The organism is Pseudomonas sp. HY13-MNA-CIBAN-0226, assembly GCF_040310305.1.
Taxonomy (GTDB): domain Bacteria; phylum Pseudomonadota; class Gammaproteobacteria; order Pseudomonadales; family Pseudomonadaceae; genus Aquipseudomonas; species Aquipseudomonas gregormendelii.
In genome coordinates this window covers 66544-82653 of the sequence record NZ_JBEOPS010000002.1, presented here as the reverse complement: position 1 = coordinate 82653, position 16110 = coordinate 66544, and the positions used below count along the sequence as shown (strand labels likewise).

The window sequence follows — 16110 nt, the reverse complement described above, 5'->3', positions numbered from 1 at the left end:
CAATGAATAAACTCAAAGTCGCCATCATCGGTTCCGGCAACATCGGCACCGACTTGATGATCAAGATCCTGCGTAACGCCAAGCATCTGGAAATGGCGGTGATGGTAGGCATCGACCCGGCCTCGGACGGCTTGGCCCGCGCCTCGCGCCTGGGGGTGGCGGTGACCCATGAAGGCGTTGAAGGCCTGACCCGTATGGACACCTTCAAGGACATCGACTTCGTGTTCGATGCCACCTCGGCCGGTGCCCACGTCAAGAATGACGCCTTCCTGCGCTCGATCAAACCTGGTATCCGCCTAATCGACCTGACCCCGGCAGCCATCGGCCCGTACTGCGTGCCTGTAGTGAATCTGGAGCAGAATCTGGATCAGCTCAACGTCAACATGGTCACCTGCGGTGGCCAGGCGACGATCCCGATGGTCGCGGCTGTATCGCGCGTGGCCAAGGTGCATTACGCCGAAATCGTCGCCTCGATCGCCAGCAAGTCCGCCGGCCCCGGCACCCGCGCCAACATCGACGAGTTCACCGAGACCACGTCTAAAGCCATCGAAGTGATCGGCGGCGCCGCCAAGGGCAAGGCGATCATCGTGATGAACCCGGCCGAGCCGCCGCTGATGATGCGCGACACGGTGTTTGTGCTGTCTGAAGCGGCCGACCAGGCGCTGGTCGAGGCATCCATAGTGGAGATGGCCGCGGCGGTGCAAGCCTATGTGCCGGGCTATCGCCTCAAGCAGAAAGTGCAGTTCGACATCATCCCCGAAGACGCGCCGCTGCACATACCGGGCCTCGGCACCTTCTCCGGACTCAAGACCTCGGTGTTCCTCGAAGTTGAAGGCGCAGCCCATTACCTGCCGGCTTACGCCGGTAATCTCGACATCATGACCTCCGCTGCCTTGGCTACCGCCGAGCGCATGGCGCAGTCGATGCTCAACGCCTGAGGAGACCGACATGACCTTTAATCCCGACAAAAAAATCTACATCTCCGACGTGACCCTGCGCGATGGCAGCCACGCGGTTCGCCATCAGTACTCGCTGCAGAACGTGCAGGACATCGCCCGCGCTCTGGACAAGGCCAAGGTCGATTCGATCGAAGTTGCCCACGGTGATGGCCTGCAAGGTTCCAGCTTCAACTACGGCTTTGCCGCGCACACTGATCTGGAATGGATCGAAGCCGCTGCCGACGTGATCAGCCACGCCAAAATCACCACCTTGCTGCTGCCCGGCATCGGTACGGTTCATGACCTGAAAGCCGCGTACAACGCCGGTGCCCGGGTGGTACGCATCGCCACCCATTGCACCGAAGCGGATGTCTCGAAACAACACATCGAGTACGCCCGCGAGCTGGGCATGGACACCGTCGGCTTCCTGATGATGAGCCACATGATCCCGGCCGAACAGCTGGCGGACCAGGCCAAGTTGATGGAAAGCTACGGCGCGACCTGCGTGTACATGGCCGACTCCGGTGGCGCGATGAACATGCAGGACATTCGTGACCGTTTCCGCGCGTTCAAAGCCGTACTCAAGCCGGAAACCGAAACCGGCATGCACGCGCACCACAACCTGAGCCTGGGCGTGGCCAACTCGATCACCGCGGTCGAGGAAGGATGCGACCGCATCGACGCCAGCCTTGCCGGCATGGGCGCCGGCGCCGGTAACGCACCGCTGGAAGTGTTCATCGCCGCCGCCGAACGCCTGGGCTGGAATCACGGCACCGACCTGTACACGCTGATGGATGCGGCGGACGACATCGTGCGCCCGCTGCAGGATCGGCCGGTGCGGGTCGATCGCGAGACCCTGGCCCTCGGTTACGCCGGTGTCTATTCGAGCTTCCTGCGCCACGCCGAAATCGCTGCCGCGAAGTACGGCCTCAAGACCCTCGACATCCTAGTCGAATTGGGCAAGCGGCGGATGGTCGGTGGTCAGGAAGACATGATCGTCGACGTGGCGCTGGATCTGCTCAAACGCTGAACCGCGCATCACCCCCGGCTGGTCGCCCACGCAGCGGCCGGACGGGTTTGCTTTGCCCACTACAAAAATAAAACGGGTATTCCACATGACATCGCTAAACGTGATAACACCGTTACACATGGCGCGGACCATCGGTCTGTGTTTCCTCGTCGCCCTGATGGAAGGCCTGGACCTGCAAGCCTCGGGGATCGCCGCCCAAGGCATGGCGGCGGCTTTCCAACTGGATAAACTACACATGGGCTGGGTCTTCAGCGCCGGCATTTTCGGCTTGCTGCCCGGTGCCTTCCTGGGCGGCTTGCTGGCTGATCGTATCGGCCGTAAACGTGTATTGATGGCGTCGGTAGCCCTGTTCGGATTGTTCTCGCTGGTCACGGCCATGGCCTGGGACTTCAACAGCCTGCTGGTTGCCCGCTGCCTCACGGGCGTGGGCCTGGGCGCCGCGTTGCCCAACCTGATCGCCCTGAGCAGTGAAGTGGCAAGCCCGCGCCTGCGTGGCACCGCCGTGAGCCTGATGTATTGCGGCGTGCCGTTGGGTGCTGCACTCGCAGCTACCATTGGCATCGCCGATCTGGCCGGTGGCTGGCAAGTGGTGTTCTATGTCGGCGGAGTGGTGCCGCTGTTGATTGTGCCGCTGTTGGCACTTTATCTGCCCGAGTCGCCACAGTTTCTCCAGCGCGGCCAGAACGTCGCTCCAGCCGGCGTGGTCCGGGGCCTGTTTCGCGAGGGTGCGGCCCTGCCGACCGCGATGATCTGGGTCAGCTACTTCTTCACGCTAATGGTGGTCTACATCCTGATTAATTGGCTGCCCAGCCTGTTGATCGGCCAAGGCTTCAGCGGTACCCAGGCCAGCTGGGTGATGTTGGCGCTGCAATTTGGCGCAGCGACCGGCACCTTGCTGCTGGGCTGGGTCATGGACCGCTTGCCGGCCTGGGCGCTGTCGGCGCTGATCTATCTCGGCATTCTCGCTTCGCTGACCGCCCTGGGTCTGGCCAGTCAGCTGCAGAGCATGCTGGTGGCCGGGTTCGTTGCCGGCTTTTTCGCGACGGGCGGGCAATGCGTGCTGTATGCCCTGGCACCGCACTTCTATCGTCCGTCCGTGCGTGCGACAGGCGTCGGCTGCGCGGTCGCCATCGGCCGATTGGGCGCCATGAGCGGCCCGTTGGTGGCCGGCAAGATGCTCGCCTTGGGCACCGGCACCGCCGGGGTGATGCTGGCCTCGGCACCGGGGATTGTCATAGCGGCGCTGGCAATGTTTTACCTGTCAGTGCAGCGCAACGGCTCGCAAGCCGACTGACTTTCTACCCGTTACACCCCGCGTCGCGATGGGCGCGGGCTTACTCCAACAACAATAAAAGTGAACACTGCCATGCTCAGGAATTCTCTTGGGGCGCTCAGCGCCTGCGCCTGCGTTTTATCCCTTGGTCAGGCTTGCGCCAGCGGTTTTGTCGACGACAGCCACGCCGATCTGGTGATGCGCAACTATTACTTTGACCGCAACTACGTGAATGCCACGCCTCAGGCCGCCGCCCGCGAATGGGCGCAGGGATTCATTCTCAATGTGCGTTCCGGTTTTACCGAAGGGCCGGTGGGGTTCGGCCTTGATGCTCAAGGTTTGCTGGGTGTGCGCCTGGATTCCTCACGCGCTCGCGCCGGTACCGGCCTGCTACCGTATAGCGCCACCACCCGTGAGCCGGCCGATGAATATTCGGAGCTGGGCCTGACGGCCAAAGTCAGGGCGTCGAAAAGCGAGCTGCAATTGGGCACCATCAGCACGTTCCTGCCGATCGCTTTCGCCAGCCCTACTCGCCTGCTGCCACAGACGTTTCGCGGCGCGTACCTCAAGTCCCAGGAAATCGACAAGCTGACCCTGCACGGCGGCTGGCTCGACCGCATCAACCTACGCGACTCCACCGACTACCAGAAAATGTCGGTGGCCTCGCCCAACGGGCGCTTCAACGGTGCGGCTGAGTCCGACCGCTTTTCCTTCCTCGGAGGCGACTACGCCTGGTCACCGCAACTGACGCTGAAGTACTACCACGCAGAACTCGCGGACCTGTACCGCAAGGACTTCTATGGCGTTGTCGACAATCGGCCGATGGGCCCCGGCAGCCTGAAAAGCGACTTGCGCCTGTTTATCACGGGTGAAGACGGCGCGGCCAAAGCAGGCACAGTGGACAACCGCAACGCCGCCCTGATGCTGACGTACAGCCTGGGAGCCCACAAATTCGGCGCCGGCTACATGCAACTGAGCGGCAAGACAGGCATGCCGTACCTGTTCGGCACCGAGCCGTTGGTGATCACCGAGGGTTCCCTGAGCTCCGACTTTCTGAATCCCAAGGAGCGCAGCTGGCAGCTGCGCTATGACTACAACTTTGTCGCCCTGGGTCTGCCCGGACTCAATGGCGTGCTGCGCTACGTCAGCGGCGATAATATCGAGTTGCCCAAGTTGGGCGGCAGCAACCTGAAAGAAAGCGAAAAGGACATCGAACTGAACTATGTGCTTCAGGGCACGCCTCTCAAAGGCCTGGCCCTGCGGGTGCGCAACGCCTGGTACCGCAACGACTTCAGCTCCCAGGCCAGCCATCGGGATGACAATGAGCTGCGGGTGAATGTCGATTACACATGGAAATTATGGTGAGTTCCGGCCGGTTCCCCGGTGAGGCGCCAATACTTGCATCACGAAGATGTGCGTACCCCGTCATTGGATCAAGCCGGCTCCATAGGCCAGATTCCTGGTTTGCAGGTAGCGCCCAGCGCTTGCTACGGGCCGATTTCGGCCCGTTGTGACCGATTTTCATGTTCCTAGAGCCCTGCTTTAGATCCAAAGCGGTTATTGAAACCGAGTCAGTTTATAGTGCTAACTGGCAACAGGATTACCGGAGGTCGTCAACGCTGATTAAGCCAAGCGGCAGCCGATAGAGCAGAGGACCGCCAATGTCGGACCAACAACAGGTGTTTCTAGCGAATAATTTCAGCTTGTAAAACTTATTTTATTTACATCTGAAGTTACAGTTGATAGCGCCTCCACACGGCTAATAAAATTCAAAAAGTGAGGCGTGTACATATGTGCATCCAAATCGTCTTGACTTCTCCACACCTCGTGAATCACGAAAGATCTCTCTTCACATGTATCACGATACAAACTATATTCCATGCAGCCGGCTTCCAATTTTGTCGCACAAACAAGTTCATGTAATGCACTTAGTAAACTGGGGGCTTCTTTTTCGCTAACAGCCAACTTGGCAATAACATAAACAGGGGGAGCAATATCGCTATTTTTCATAATATCCTGACGTCCGCTCTTAAAATAATTAATCAGTTCGCTCGATGATGACTTTTCCTATCGCATTGCCTGATTCCATGCGAGCGTGAGCAGCTCGCACGCCATCTACGGTAAAGTCAAATCTGCTATCTATCAATGTCTTGATCTGGCCGCGATCCACTAGTGATGCTAAACGCTCTAGAATGTTACCGTGATGGGCTCGCCCGACATTGTGAATAATTGATACAGCCATAAATACAACGTCTAACCTCAATGCTTTGAAGTGCATATCCGTAAGATCGTAGGTGTCGTAACCAATAGTCGAAATCACGTGGCCTTTCAGCTTTGCAACGCGCAAGGAGTGTTGAAGAACTTGCCCGCCTAATGTGTCAAATACAACATCAAACCCATCACCCTTGGTGATGCGTTGACGATAATCATCAGGAGACTCATCCTTGTAGAAAATAATTTCGTCTGCTCCCAGCCTGCGGGCAATTTCCGCTTTCTCCTGGTTGGAAACAGTTGTCGAAACACGAGCACCTAAAACCTTTGCCAACTGTATGCCGATGTGCGCTACACCACCAGTTCCACCATGAACCAGTACGTTATCGTCGGGCTGGATCGCGGCTTTGTCTACAAGTGCCTCCCACGCCGTAATCGCAACCAATGGCAGACTTGCGGCCTCACCAAAAGAAAGAACTTTCGGTTTGAGAGCGAGCATTTGGGCATCAGCCTCCATCTGCTCTGCGAGTGCGCCGGGGATACCCACAATACCTCCGAAACAGCCGTACACCTCGTCGCCGACTTTAAAGCGAGTTACGCCAACCCCGACCGAACTGACGACTCCGGCCACGTCGATATGAAGGATGGCTGGGAATTTCAGCCCGGCAGTGCCTTCGCTGCCCTTGCGAATCTTGGTATCGACCGGATTCACACTTGTGGCACGAACATCGATAAGCACGTGCCCTGGTCGAACCCCCGGAGTCTCAACATCTATTTCTGTGAAGACCTCTGTGCCGCCATGAGCGTAGATCGCAATAGCTTTCATTGAATGTTTCCAGTGCAAGGAGAAAGGCCAAACTAGCACCGTTTGCCGGTTGTGAATATGCTATAGTTCTTGATTGTTTCGGTCCTGTTGGTTGCGAATCTTATGATTGATTCCGTTGATGAACTACGCTTATTCATTGCCGTTTATGAGTCTGGATCCTTACGCGGCGCCTCTGAACATTTACGATTGACTCCAGCGGGCGCCAGCAAACGTCTCCTTACACTGGAAAATCGTCTGGGTCGGCGCTTGTTTAACAGGACCACTCGCAAGCTAAGTCCGACGACGGACGGTGAAATCTTGTATCGTTATGCCCAGAAGATATTGATATCGGTGAATGATGCAGAAAAGTTATTTCTTAATCGCACTGAGCTGGAGGGGCATCTAAGAATTACTGCGTCGGCAACATTTGTACAAAGCTATTTATCGCCGGTTGTGAGTGAATTTCTTCGGGCCTACCCCAAGGTCATAATGGACATTATCCCGACGGATCAAGTGATGGATCTGGCAAAAAGTGGAATTAACCTTGCGATACGACATGGATTTCTTGCTGACTCAAATTTGATTGCGCGCAAAATTTCCTCTTCTCGGCGTTTGATATGCGCCTCTCCCGAATACTGGGGAAATCATGGCTTTCCGGAAAAACCAAATGACCTCATTTCATTGGATGGAGTTATTGTTGGGAAGGACTCGAGCTGGACGGTTACGAAGGGAGATACACATCATCTCGTTAAACTAAAGAATCGTTTTTCTTCTAGTCTTGGAGAAGTCGTGCGTCAAATGGCAATCGCCGGCCATGGCGTTGCACTACTTATGGATTGGCATGTGCGCGAAGATTTAGAGAGAGGAACTCTTGTAGAGGCTCTTCCAGATTGGATAGTTGAGCCTCCTGTCGGTATCTACGCTGTCTATCCGTCAAGGGAAAATGTATCTCCAGTAGTAGAAGTCTTTATAGATCATCTTCAAAAATGGATCAAAGGGCACCCACTGTAAAATTTTGCTTCTTCGACCTGCGCGCAAACTTCTCTGCGTCGAGTAAGAAGAACTATAAGGGACGTGTCTATGTGTAGTGCTCTAGCCAAAAGCAGACGTCCATGAATGACCGCTTCCGACCCAGGCTGTGTGAAAACTCCCGCAGTTGTCTGATCGTCTAGATCGTAACGGGCGATCATGAAAAGATTTATTGAAGGTGAGGCTCGGACGCAAGTCACCTTGCTGCCGGAGTGTCTGGACGATTACGTATCTGAAGAAAATCCAGTGCGCGTGGTCGATGTTTTCGTCGATGAACTCGACCTGGGCGTACTTGGTTTTGAGAGCTCTTCCTCACAGGCCCAGATGCACGCTCAATGGCCAAGAGCGGCCGAGGCACCGAAACGGTTGGTTACAACGTACAAACGCTGTCGACGACAAACACCATCTGATCATTGCCCATGAGGTGAGCAACGTTGGTAATGATCGTGGGCAACTGAGCAATATGGCGAACCCACGTCAAAAGCAGCCTTTCGGCCACTGCTTCCCCCCCCTATCGTTCTCCCCACTCGCAAGGAGCACTTCGTTCCCGCTTCCTTGCAAATCGAGGAGCGATAATGATCGATGTCTTAATCATAGGGGGTGGCAACGCTGCCTTGTGCGCCGCTCTGATGGCGCGAGAAGCGGGCGCCAGTGTGATGCTGCTGGAAGCCTCTCCGAAAATCTGGCGCGGTGGCAACTCCCAACACACCCGACCACCACGTTCTACCTGATTACGGTCTACACCCCGACGTTTGGCAGGACAGTACTGAACCTGAGCACCACCGACAGCCTGGTGGACACACTGCTGGTCGGCATCAGCAACTATCTGGCTGCCTATCGGCGGCGCCCTCTCCGACCGCATTGGCCGCCGGCCACTGCTGCTGGCGATTTCGTTTCTGTGCATCTTCACCGCCTATCCCGCCATGCACTGGCTGGCAGAGGCGGCGAGTTTCGAACGACTGCTCGCTGTCCTGCTGTACTTCTCATTCTTCTTTGGCATTTACAACGGCGCCATGGTCGCGGCACTGACCGAAGTCATGCCACAGAACGTGCGGGTAGTCGGATTCTCACTGGCCTTCAGTTTGGCCACCGCAGTGTTTGGCGGTTTTACTCCAGCAATTTCGACACTGCTCGTCCAGGCCACCGGCGACAAGGCATCACCTGCCTACTGGCTGATGTTCGCGGCGATGTGCGGGTTCACGGCGACGACGATTCTGTATCGTCGGCAAAAAGCTTTGGCAGTCAGCACCGTTTAGTTCCTTTATCGCTGATCGCTTACAGCTCTTCGATCTACGGCGGAAACCGAATTAGAGTCGCATGAGGTCGATTACAGCCTTTCGTCAGGGCAGTAATCGGCCAGTAGCGAACGGTCACGGTGAGAAGCGCAACCTATTTCACAATCACATATTGGTCTGCGCCAACGGAATATTTGTATGGCACACCTATGATCAAAAAGTCATCGGGAGAAAGGATCAAGGCCCTACTGCCTACCTGTTCAAATGTCGCCACTGCGCCACGCTGGGCGCTTATCAAGACAACCATTGACGCCCAAAGTTGAAGCCTATGAATAAAACCGAATGGCAAGCCCTTAAGCTCAGGCTTAAAAAGTACTTCGCAATTATCTTCATGCTCTGCTTTGTGGGGGCGCTTACCTATGGCTACGTGCACAAACCGGAGCTTGCTCCGCAAATAGTCCTGAAGCAAAACTTCATACCTGGGGAGTGGCTTTATATCGTCGAGGGCGCCAGGGACCGCTCAGACCCCAAGTCGCTAAGGTTCTATATGGATCACCGTGAATCGACTGACGAAACGATGAGGGTACTCCTGGGCAAGACGCCGCCCTTCCTTGTCTCGGACACCGACTTGAAAGACGTGGTCATCCAACCCGTCGCCAACGGCCTGCACATCAAACTCAAAGGCGCGGTCAGCACTTACCGGAGCAATCTCTACCTGAAGGACGGCGACACTTACACCACCTACCGTGTAAGCCTCGAACAGGTCGAAACCCGACCGCCCTTGGCGAGCGGTCGGTAAGCTTGTTTCAGCAAGGTGATCTCCGCGTAGACGAGCATGATGGTCGGCGCATTGAGGTTGCCTGTGAGTTCAAACCCCACTGAGATCATCCCAATAAGGAGGAGAGCCAATCGCGCTGATGAAGTAGTCCCACACCACGCGTACCTTCTGGGAGCGGAGTCTATTCTCGGGTGAAATCAAATGTATCTGGCTGGGCGACTGCTCGACCGCCCCTTCCCAATCGGGCAAAAGCTGAATGAGTTGCTTGTTGATGAAGCTCTCTCTACTGAAGAGCCAGGAAGGAAAAAACACAATCCCCCGCCCTGCGAGCGCCGCTTCTACCAGTACCTGCGCATTGTTGCTTCTGAGCGGGCCATGGACTTCGATGATTGTCACTTCGTTGCTGGAGGGCTTGCGGAAATACCAGCGCTGCGCCCCACCGGTACCCTTGTAGACCAGGCACGCTTGGTTCTGCAGATCCTCTGGCGAAGCGGGTTTCCCATGCTTCGCAAGGTAGTCTGCGCTAGCGCATAGCACGTATTGCTGGTCGCAAATTTTTCGGCCGATCAGTCCGGAGTCTTCCAGGTGCCCCACCCGAAAGGTGATGTCTGCGCCCTCTTGAACCGGATCGATAAAGGCATCGGTGACCGTCAGTTCAACCGTCAATTGCGGGTACCTGTCATACAGACCATTCAGCAGTTTCACGATGTGCAGACTGCCGAACGCAACCGGCGCGTTGATCCGCACCAGGCCCCGAATCTCGCCACCCTTGCCAGTGACTTCCTCATTGGCGGCATCCAGCAATTCCAACACTTCGCGGATCTGCACGTAATAGCGCTCGCCCGCATCCGTCAGCTTGACTGCCCGAGTATTGCGATACAGCAGCTGCTGGCCCACCTCCCGCTCCAGCGCCGCGATGAAGCGGGAGACGGAGGACGCCGGGACGCGAAAATGTCGAGCTGTCGCCGAGAAGCTGCCGGTCACAGCGACCATGGCAAAGTACCGGTGCGCTTTGAGGTGCATAGGGAAAGTCTCCAGCAGAAGGCGCAGTGACCTGTACTAAACCAGAACGGCTGCTGATTGTCCTCTTGCGTCTTTTTGCATCAGGCATGAAAAAGCAGCCGCACCGGATACCGGTGACGGCTGCCAACATTTCAGGAAGGTCGCGGCTGCTTACTCTCGATGGGGCGCGTAATCGACATAACCTTCGGCTGCGCCGCCGTAAAAGCTTTCGCGCTTGGCCTCGGTTAGCGGCCAGTTGTTCTGCAGGCGCGCCACCAGATCAGGGTTGCTGATGTAAGCGGTGCCAAACGCAGCGAGGTCGATGATGCAGTCATTGATCATGTCTTGCGCACGTTGGCGCGACATACCGCCGGCCAAAATGAGCGCGGTGCCAGGCAGTTTTGATTTGATGATCGACAGCAAATTTATAAAGGTCGCTTTCGGGCCACCACCGCCAGCCTCGGTACCCGGGGCAGGAAATCCGGACTGATCCATCACATGAACATAGGCCAGTTTCCGAGCGCCAATCTCGGTCGCGAGCGCGGTGTAGGTTTCATCGATCTGCTCATACAGCGGCATATCGAACAGTTGCCCATAGGGCGAAATACGAATGCCCACACGGCCCGCGCCAATTCGCTCAACCACCGCGTCGATGACTTCCAGGGTGAAGCGCAGACGATTTTCCAACTGATCCGCGGCGTACTGATCGGTTCGATCATTGACCAGCGGATTCATGAACTGCTCGAATAGATAGCCATTAGCGCCATGGATTTCCACGCCATCAAAACCTGCCTCGATCGCATTTTCCGCCGCTTGGGCGAACTCACCGACGATCCGCGAAACTTCGGCCGTTGTCAGTTGGCGCGGCGCAGGTGGAGCTACCAACGCCGGCTTGCCCTCAGCGTCGTAACCGAACGCTGTCGCGCCAACCGCTTGCTTCGACGTGGCGCTCACCGGCAGTTTCCCGCCTTCCTGGATCGACGGATGGGACACACGACCCACGTGCCAGATTTGCGCAAACATCTTGCCGCCCACCGCATGAACCGAATCGGTGGTGAGGCGCCATCCAGCGATTTGTTCGGGGGTGAAGATGCCGGGATTGAAGAGGTAGCCTTGGCCTTCACGGGATATCGGCGTGCCCTCGCTGACGATCAAGCCTGCGGTGGCGCGCTGCGTGTAATACAACGCCACCCGCTCATCGGCGGCATCATGGGGTGCGCGAGAGCGGGTCAACGGCGCCATGACAATACGATTGTTGAGCGTGGTATCGCCCATGCGGAATTCTTCGAAGAGTGTCGACATTGGAGTTTCCAGAGTTGATCGAGTGAAAGGACGATCAGCTGAGCGACAGATGACTGTCTGAGCTCACGCCAAAGGTCTTATGAGTTGCAGCGATGGATTGATCCTAACTTCGGACTGTTGGCGCAACAATCCGGTCAAATCGCAAATGACTTTTGCTTTTTCAGCAACGGGTGGAGGAATGATCACGCCCTGTCGGGATGGACTAAAATCGGTGATCCGACAGGAGTGATCGTCATGCGCAGTTTTTCAATTCAACATATAGACCATGTTGTACTTCGGGTGCAGGACATTGAGCGCAGCCTCGCGTTTTACACATCAGTCCTGGGATGTGAGGTCAGCAAGCGGCGTGACGACCTTGGCATGATTCATCTGAGTGCAGGCGCATCCATGATTGACCTGGTTGATGTGAACGGGCTGATTAGTCGTCAGGGTGGTCAGCCGGCGGGCAAGCAAGGACACAACGTCGATCACGTCTGCCTTCGGGTTAAGCCGTTTGATGAACAGGCCATTCTCCGCCACTTGGCTGAGCGCGGTGTATCCGCGGTGAAGGCGCAGATGCGCTATGGCGCAGAGGGAACAGGGTTGTCCATTTACCTCAATGACCCTGATGAAAATCAAATCGAGTTGAAAGGCCCGGCTGTGCAATCTTGATGACATTCGCCAGGCCGATGAACATTTGAACGGCGCGCTGTATCGAAAGATACGCCAGCGAAGCACCCACGATGCCTGCACCAATGACAACGACTCGTTTGTCCTGAACAGTTCCCATATCAACCTCCATTCTGTCGACCTGCCCATGGTGCGACGGCTGGAGCATTTCACCACCTGAAAACCTGATCGTTCAGAACGCGGTTTCAGTGTCTGCACCTGGCCAGCTGCAGCCCGTCGCGACGGGCAGAAATCGGCCAGAAGCCGCCTATCGCCACAGCTCGCTAAGTGACCGCTTTAGGCTGTATTTCAGACATTGTCAGCTTTGAACTCAGCGGCAACGTTTGTGCCCAACCCGCTGGGGTGATCTGATCCAATTTCCCGCTGGAACCGATGCTAGCTTTTTTCGACCTCGACCCGCCGGGCCTTCTATTTCGCGTAATGCTAGGGCCTGCTCAACTAAATGCGGTGCCACATATCAAGGAACATGGTGAACATCACGTCTAACTTGTCATAGCAGTTGAATACCCGTCGATATGCCTTGATCCTACGAAACAAGCGCTCCACCTAATTGCGCTCGCGATACGCTTGAACTGAAGGCGAGTGGGTATGCATGCAGGTGCTGGATTGTCAGCGTTCCAGCAGGTACTCATAATTTTCGTGAACAGGCCCAGAACAGTGCTAGTTAGATAACTCATATCAAGCTACCAAAATAGAAGCATTTACTTCTGCTTAGGCAACCAGGGCACGCCATTGATGTGGCTGCCGCCATCGACAAACAGTGTATTGCCTGTCACATAACGGCAATCTTCGCTGGCCAGAAACAATGCTGCACCGCCGATGTCGCGCTCGGGGTCGCCCATATAGCCCATGGGGTTCAGCCGCAGCATATCGGCTGCGTTGTCAGGCTGGGCGGTTGCGAACTTTTGATATGCCTCGGTGTTTGCCCCGGGGCAAATGGCATTGCAGCAAATACCATAGGCCGCCCACTCGCGCGCGGCGGAGCGTGTGAGAGTGCGCAGCGCCTCCTTGGCCATGTTGTAGTCCACCGAATAGGGGTGTGCGTTGACGCCGTTGAGCGAACACATATTGATGACGCGGCCCCAGCTACGCTCCTTCATACCGGGAAAGGTCGCCTGCATGGCCCACAGTGCTGATTGCGTGCCAATGCGCCAGGCCCAGTCGGCGTCCAAATCGGTTAGCTTATCCACGCTCGCAAAGCCGGATGGGCTATTTGGGCGGCGGCCCCAGGCATTGTTAACGAGAATGTCTACACGGCCAAAGTGTTGTTGGGCTGCGTCCACCATGCCTTGTACAGCAGTGCGTTCGCTCACGTCTGCGGTAGCAAAGCCTACCTTCACACCAAATTCAGATCGGATTTCTGCTGCAGCGGATTCACCTGCTGCAGCATTTATATCCGCCAGCCATAGCGAAGCGCCTTCGGCTGCGAAACGACGGGCCAGGCCTTTGCCAATGCCGGCTCCTGCGCCGGTAATCAGGGCCACACGGCCTTGCAGTCTATTCATCTGATGTCTCTGCTTTGTGATGGGCGGTTTTGCGCCGGTACAAGTCACTGTGCGCGGAGGAGCACCGTGTGGAATCGTTAAATTGGACTAGGGTCTGTTCACATTAACGTTGGTGCTCAAAGATCAAGGCGATATCACGAGCGTGGCGAACCTCACGCCCAGCTCGCCATAACGGGTGATTGCTACCGCTGCGAAACAGACGTTAGTCGACGAAACTCGAACGACAGCAATCGGTCGTTTTCTGCCTCTCGCGACGGGCAGAAAACGACCAAAAGCGGACATTCCGTTCAGAGTGATTGGTACCGCCAGTCCGCAACATCTCGCCCTTTGGGTCTCGCATAAACAGCCCATAGGGTGCTTTGGAAAACGGCCGGGAAGCTGAGATGCTCCGATACTTCAAACCACTCCACGCTCACTGAGCGCATGTCTGCTAATGCTCAATAACTATGCGGTAGCCATTGCGTCCCTGCCGGATGTTCAAACTGTTGAAGATAGGCATTAGTGCTATCCGTTTCACGCGAACCTTCCGACGGTGCAGATGCTGCTCTGTTTTCTTCAAGCAAGAACATGCTGATATCAGCTATCCACTGAGGGACCCGTCTATCACCAGCCTCAAATAAAATACCCATGCACATCACCAACAGCCAAACCAGCGCAAATCCGCCTGACAGCCTTGGAGCCAGCGTCAGGCGCGTTATCCTCTGCCGCCGGGAACGACGCATCGTTCAGCGCGCCTTTTGCGTTGAGGCTTCTGCGCCGGCGATGCGCCCCAGTACCGAACCTGATGTCAGCCCCGCCCCACCGGCGTACTTGACGTAGTAGAGGTTGCCCACCAATTCACCCGCGGCGTACAGGCCGTCAATCGGTTGATCCTCTTCGTCCAGCACCTGGGCCTGGCTGTTGACCTTCAAACCACCGAAGGTGAAGGTGATGCCGCACGTCACCGCGTAAGCCACGAACGGCGGACGATCCAGCGGGTTGGCCCAGTTTGACTTGGGCAATGGCAGCCCCTGGGTTGAGCGTCCGTCGCGGACAGCGGGGTTGAATGGCACGTTGAGTTGCACCGAGCGGTTGTAAGTCTCGAGGGTGTGCAGTAGAGCGGGGCCGTTGACCCCCTCCATCTGCTTGATCAACCCTTGCAGGGTGTCGGCCTGGATCCGCGTCACCTGGCGTCCGCGATACTCATCGGGGAGCAATTCGTGGCTGTGCTGGTCGAAGATCTGCCAGGCGACACCCTCCGGTTGCGCCATGACTTTGGCCCCCATGCTGGAGTAGGTGTAGTTGCGAAAATCCTGACCTTCATCGATAAAACGCTGGCCATCGGAATTGACCACCACGCCGAGATGGAAGTAGTTCTTTTGCTGGTTCAGATGGTTCAGGTCACCCATCTGCGGAGCATTGACGTCATAAAACACCGCATGGCAACCGGACCAGTTGCCGTGTGCCACGGCGCCCACGTCCAGGGCCATGCGGATACCGTCGCCAGTGTTGTAGCGTGACCCTCGGACCTTGGCCAAGTCCCATCCCGGCCCCAGGTACTTGGTGCGCCATTCCAGATTGGCATGGAAGCCACCCGTTGCGAGCACCAAGGCCCGAGCACAAAACTGCCGACCGTCCGCACAACACAGTTGCCACAAGCCGGAAGAATCGCGGCTGATGCGTTGGGTCCGACAGCCGTAGAAAACCTCCACGGCATCTTTTTCCACTCGGCGAAACAAGGCATCGACCAACCCCAGGCCGCCACCGGAAACCTCAATGGTCAGGCCGCCCCAAAAGCGGAATTTGCCATCCACCTTGAAGGCCTGACGACCATAGATAGGCATGAAGCGCACGCCCTTGCCGGTCATCCACTGCAAAGTGTCCAGACTCTGCGACACTACCGTGTCCAACACTTGCGGGTCGGTGCGGTACTGGCTCATGGCGGCCAACTCACCGAAAAAATCGTCCTGGGTATAGGCGCCGAAATCGCTGCTCTGAATTTCACTCTCCAGCAGGTCCGGCATCAGGCTGCGCAAGTCTTCGACACCCCGGTAAGCCACGCGAAACGCGCCGCCGGTGTGCGCCGAGTTACCGCCCCGCTGCTCTTGCGGCGCGCGTTCAAGCAAGGCCACGCGCGCCCCTTGTTCGCGGGCGGAAAGGGCTGCGCAAAGCCCGGCATTCCCGCTGCCCAGTACGATGACGTCGTAAGATTGCATATCCGCTCCTGGTCTGTGGGCTTGACCATCCCATTATCAATAGAGCCGCGCGGCGGACTTAGCCTGCGCGGCGAAATAGGCTTTTCAACAAATGCGCAAGGTGATGCGCTGCATCGAGTACGCGGGAGAACTTGGTCG

14 protein-coding genes and 4 pseudogenes are annotated in these 16110 nt (G+C 56.7%); 11 read left to right on the top strand and 7 right to left on the bottom strand.

Annotation, left to right across the window (positions count from 1 at the left end; genetic code table 11):
- The first annotated feature begins 2 nt into the window (after positions 1–2).
- From AAEZ05_RS02535 to AAEZ05_RS02520, 4 genes are all read left to right on the top strand, one after another.
- On the top strand, positions 3–938 hold the full coding sequence (locus AAEZ05_RS02535; protein ID WP_045057876.1) for an acetaldehyde dehydrogenase (acetylating): 936 nt from the start codon (positions 3–5) through the stop codon (positions 936–938).
- A 10-nt stretch (positions 939–948) separates the two neighbouring features.
- Entirely contained in the window at positions 949–1968 is a 1020-nt protein-coding gene (gene dmpG, locus AAEZ05_RS02530) for a 4-hydroxy-2-oxovalerate aldolase (RefSeq protein ID WP_045057877.1), read from the top strand.
- 85 nt (positions 1969–2053) lie between these two features.
- The gene (gene mhpT / locus AAEZ05_RS02525) at positions 2054–3262 is read left to right on the top strand and encodes a 3-(3-hydroxy-phenyl)propionate transporter MhpT (RefSeq protein ID WP_045057878.1); all 1209 of its coding nucleotides are present in this window, start codon (positions 2054–2056) and stop codon (positions 3260–3262) included.
- 72 nt (positions 3263–3334) lie between these two features.
- Positions 3335–4606, top strand: a complete 1272-nt coding sequence (locus AAEZ05_RS02520) for an OprD family porin (RefSeq protein ID WP_350646540.1) — start codon at positions 3335–3337, stop codon at positions 4604–4606.
- A 333-nt stretch (positions 4607–4939) separates the two neighbouring features.
- On the opposite strand, the gene AAEZ05_RS02515 is transcribed toward AAEZ05_RS02520, so the two are convergent.
- Positions 4940–5251, bottom strand: a complete 312-nt coding sequence (locus tag AAEZ05_RS02515; protein ID WP_350646539.1) for a putative quinol monooxygenase — start codon at positions 5249–5251, stop codon at positions 4940–4942.
- A gap of 28 nt (positions 5252–5279) precedes the next feature.
- On the bottom strand, positions 5280–6278 hold the full coding sequence (locus AAEZ05_RS02510) for a zinc-dependent alcohol dehydrogenase family protein (protein WP_350601127.1): 999 nt from the start codon (positions 6276–6278) through the stop codon (positions 5280–5282).
- Between the two features lie 102 nt (positions 6279–6380).
- On the opposite strand from AAEZ05_RS02510, the gene AAEZ05_RS02505 reads away from it, so the two are divergent.
- From AAEZ05_RS02505 to AAEZ05_RS02485, 6 genes and pseudogenes are all read left to right on the top strand, one after another.
- On the top strand, positions 6381–7268 hold the full coding sequence (locus AAEZ05_RS02505) for a LysR family transcriptional regulator (RefSeq protein WP_082069117.1): 888 nt from the start codon (positions 6381–6383) through the stop codon (positions 7266–7268).
- A gap of 177 nt (positions 7269–7445) precedes the next feature.
- Positions 7446–7589: pseudogene (locus tag AAEZ05_RS02500) on the top strand (IS5/IS1182 family transposase); the annotation flags it as partial.
- Positions 7589–7752 (top strand): annotated as a pseudogene (locus tag AAEZ05_RS30625) (IS5/IS1182 family transposase); the annotation flags it as partial. The pseudogenes AAEZ05_RS02500 and AAEZ05_RS30625, both read left to right, overlap by 1 nt.
- A 109-nt stretch (positions 7753–7861) precedes the next feature.
- Positions 7862–7999: pseudogene (locus AAEZ05_RS02495) on the top strand (FAD-dependent oxidoreductase); the annotation flags it as partial.
- A pseudogene (locus AAEZ05_RS02490) lies at positions 7993–8542 on the top strand (MFS transporter); the annotation flags it as partial. The pseudogenes AAEZ05_RS02495 and AAEZ05_RS02490, both read left to right, overlap by 7 nt.
- A gap of 307 nt (positions 8543–8849) precedes the next feature.
- The gene (locus tag AAEZ05_RS02485; RefSeq protein ID WP_350646538.1) at positions 8850–9320 is read left to right on the top strand and encodes a hypothetical protein; all 471 of its coding nucleotides are present in this window, start codon (positions 8850–8852) and stop codon (positions 9318–9320) included.
- 69 nt (positions 9321–9389) lie between these two features.
- On the opposite strand, the gene AAEZ05_RS02480 is transcribed toward AAEZ05_RS02485, so the two are convergent.
- Together AAEZ05_RS02480 and AAEZ05_RS02475 are read right to left on the bottom strand one after the other, a co-directional pair.
- Complete coding sequence (locus AAEZ05_RS02480; protein ID WP_350646537.1) at positions 9390–10322, bottom strand: LysR family transcriptional regulator; 933 nt, start codon at positions 10320–10322, stop codon at positions 9390–9392.
- 150 nt (positions 10323–10472) lie between these two features.
- Positions 10473–11603, bottom strand: a complete 1131-nt coding sequence (locus AAEZ05_RS02475; RefSeq protein WP_350646536.1) for an alkene reductase — start codon at positions 11601–11603, stop codon at positions 10473–10475.
- 234 nt (positions 11604–11837) lie between these two features.
- Here AAEZ05_RS02475 and AAEZ05_RS02470 point away from each other — a divergent pair, with 234 nt between their 5' ends.
- A complete protein-coding gene (locus tag AAEZ05_RS02470) occupies positions 11838–12254 on the top strand; it encodes a VOC family protein (protein WP_350646651.1) in 417 nt (138 codons plus the stop codon).
- Positions 12255–12973: 719 nt separating this feature from the next.
- Here AAEZ05_RS02470 and AAEZ05_RS02465 read toward each other — a convergent pair.
- From AAEZ05_RS02465 to tcuA, 3 genes are all read right to left on the bottom strand, one after another.
- Complete coding sequence (locus AAEZ05_RS02465) at positions 12974–13777, bottom strand: SDR family NAD(P)-dependent oxidoreductase (RefSeq protein ID WP_350646535.1); 804 nt, start codon at positions 13775–13777, stop codon at positions 12974–12976.
- A gap of 437 nt (positions 13778–14214) precedes the next feature.
- The gene (locus AAEZ05_RS02460; protein ID WP_350646534.1) at positions 14215–14499 is read right to left on the bottom strand and encodes a hypothetical protein; all 285 of its coding nucleotides are present in this window, start codon (positions 14497–14499) and stop codon (positions 14215–14217) included.
- A 3-nt stretch (positions 14500–14502) separates the two neighbouring features.
- Positions 14503–15972 (bottom strand): FAD-dependent tricarballylate dehydrogenase TcuA, encoded by a 1470-nt coding sequence (gene tcuA / locus AAEZ05_RS02455; RefSeq protein ID WP_350646533.1) that lies wholly within the window; start codon positions 15970–15972, stop codon positions 14503–14505.
- Positions 15973–16110 lie beyond the last annotated feature (138 nt).

Excerpts from the sequence above, each read along its gene's own strand:
- AAEZ05_RS02510 (WP_350601127.1), bottom strand. The coding sequence starts at position 6,278 with ATGAAAGCTATTGCGATCTACGCTCATGGCGGCACAGAGGTCTTCACA.
- AAEZ05_RS02460 (WP_350646534.1), bottom strand. The coding sequence starts at position 14,499 with ATGCGTCGTTCCCGGCGGCAGAGGATAACGCGCCTGACGCTGGCTCCA.
- AAEZ05_RS02485 (WP_350646538.1), top strand. The coding sequence starts at position 8,850 with ATGAATAAAACCGAATGGCAAGCCCTTAAGCTCAGGCTTAAAAAGTAC.
- AAEZ05_RS02470 (WP_350646651.1), top strand. The coding sequence starts at position 11,838 with ATGCGCAGTTTTTCAATTCAACATATAGACCATGTTGTACTTCGGGTG.
- mhpT (WP_045057878.1), top strand. The coding sequence starts at position 2,054 with ATGACATCGCTAAACGTGATAACACCGTTACACATGGCGCGGACCATC.
- AAEZ05_RS02505 (WP_082069117.1), top strand. The coding sequence starts at position 6,381 with ATGATTGATTCCGTTGATGAACTACGCTTATTCATTGCCGTTTATGAG.
- AAEZ05_RS02475 (WP_350646536.1), bottom strand. The coding sequence starts at position 11,603 with ATGTCGACACTCTTCGAAGAATTCCGCATGGGCGATACCACGCTCAAC.
- AAEZ05_RS02480 (WP_350646537.1), bottom strand. The coding sequence starts at position 10,322 with ATGCACCTCAAAGCGCACCGGTACTTTGCCATGGTCGCTGTGACCGGC.
- AAEZ05_RS02515 (WP_350646539.1), bottom strand. The coding sequence starts at position 5,251 with ATGAAAAATAGCGATATTGCTCCCCCTGTTTATGTTATTGCCAAGTTG.
- AAEZ05_RS02520 (WP_350646540.1), top strand. The coding sequence starts at position 3,335 with ATGCTCAGGAATTCTCTTGGGGCGCTCAGCGCCTGCGCCTGCGTTTTA.
- AAEZ05_RS02535 (WP_045057876.1), top strand. The coding sequence starts at position 3 with ATGAATAAACTCAAAGTCGCCATCATCGGTTCCGGCAACATCGGCACC.
- dmpG (WP_045057877.1), top strand. The coding sequence starts at position 949 with ATGACCTTTAATCCCGACAAAAAAATCTACATCTCCGACGTGACCCTG.
- AAEZ05_RS02465 (WP_350646535.1), bottom strand. The coding sequence starts at position 13,777 with ATGAATAGACTGCAAGGCCGTGTGGCCCTGATTACCGGCGCAGGAGCC.
- tcuA (WP_350646533.1), bottom strand. The coding sequence starts at position 15,972 with ATGCAATCTTACGACGTCATCGTACTGGGCAGCGGGAATGCCGGGCTT.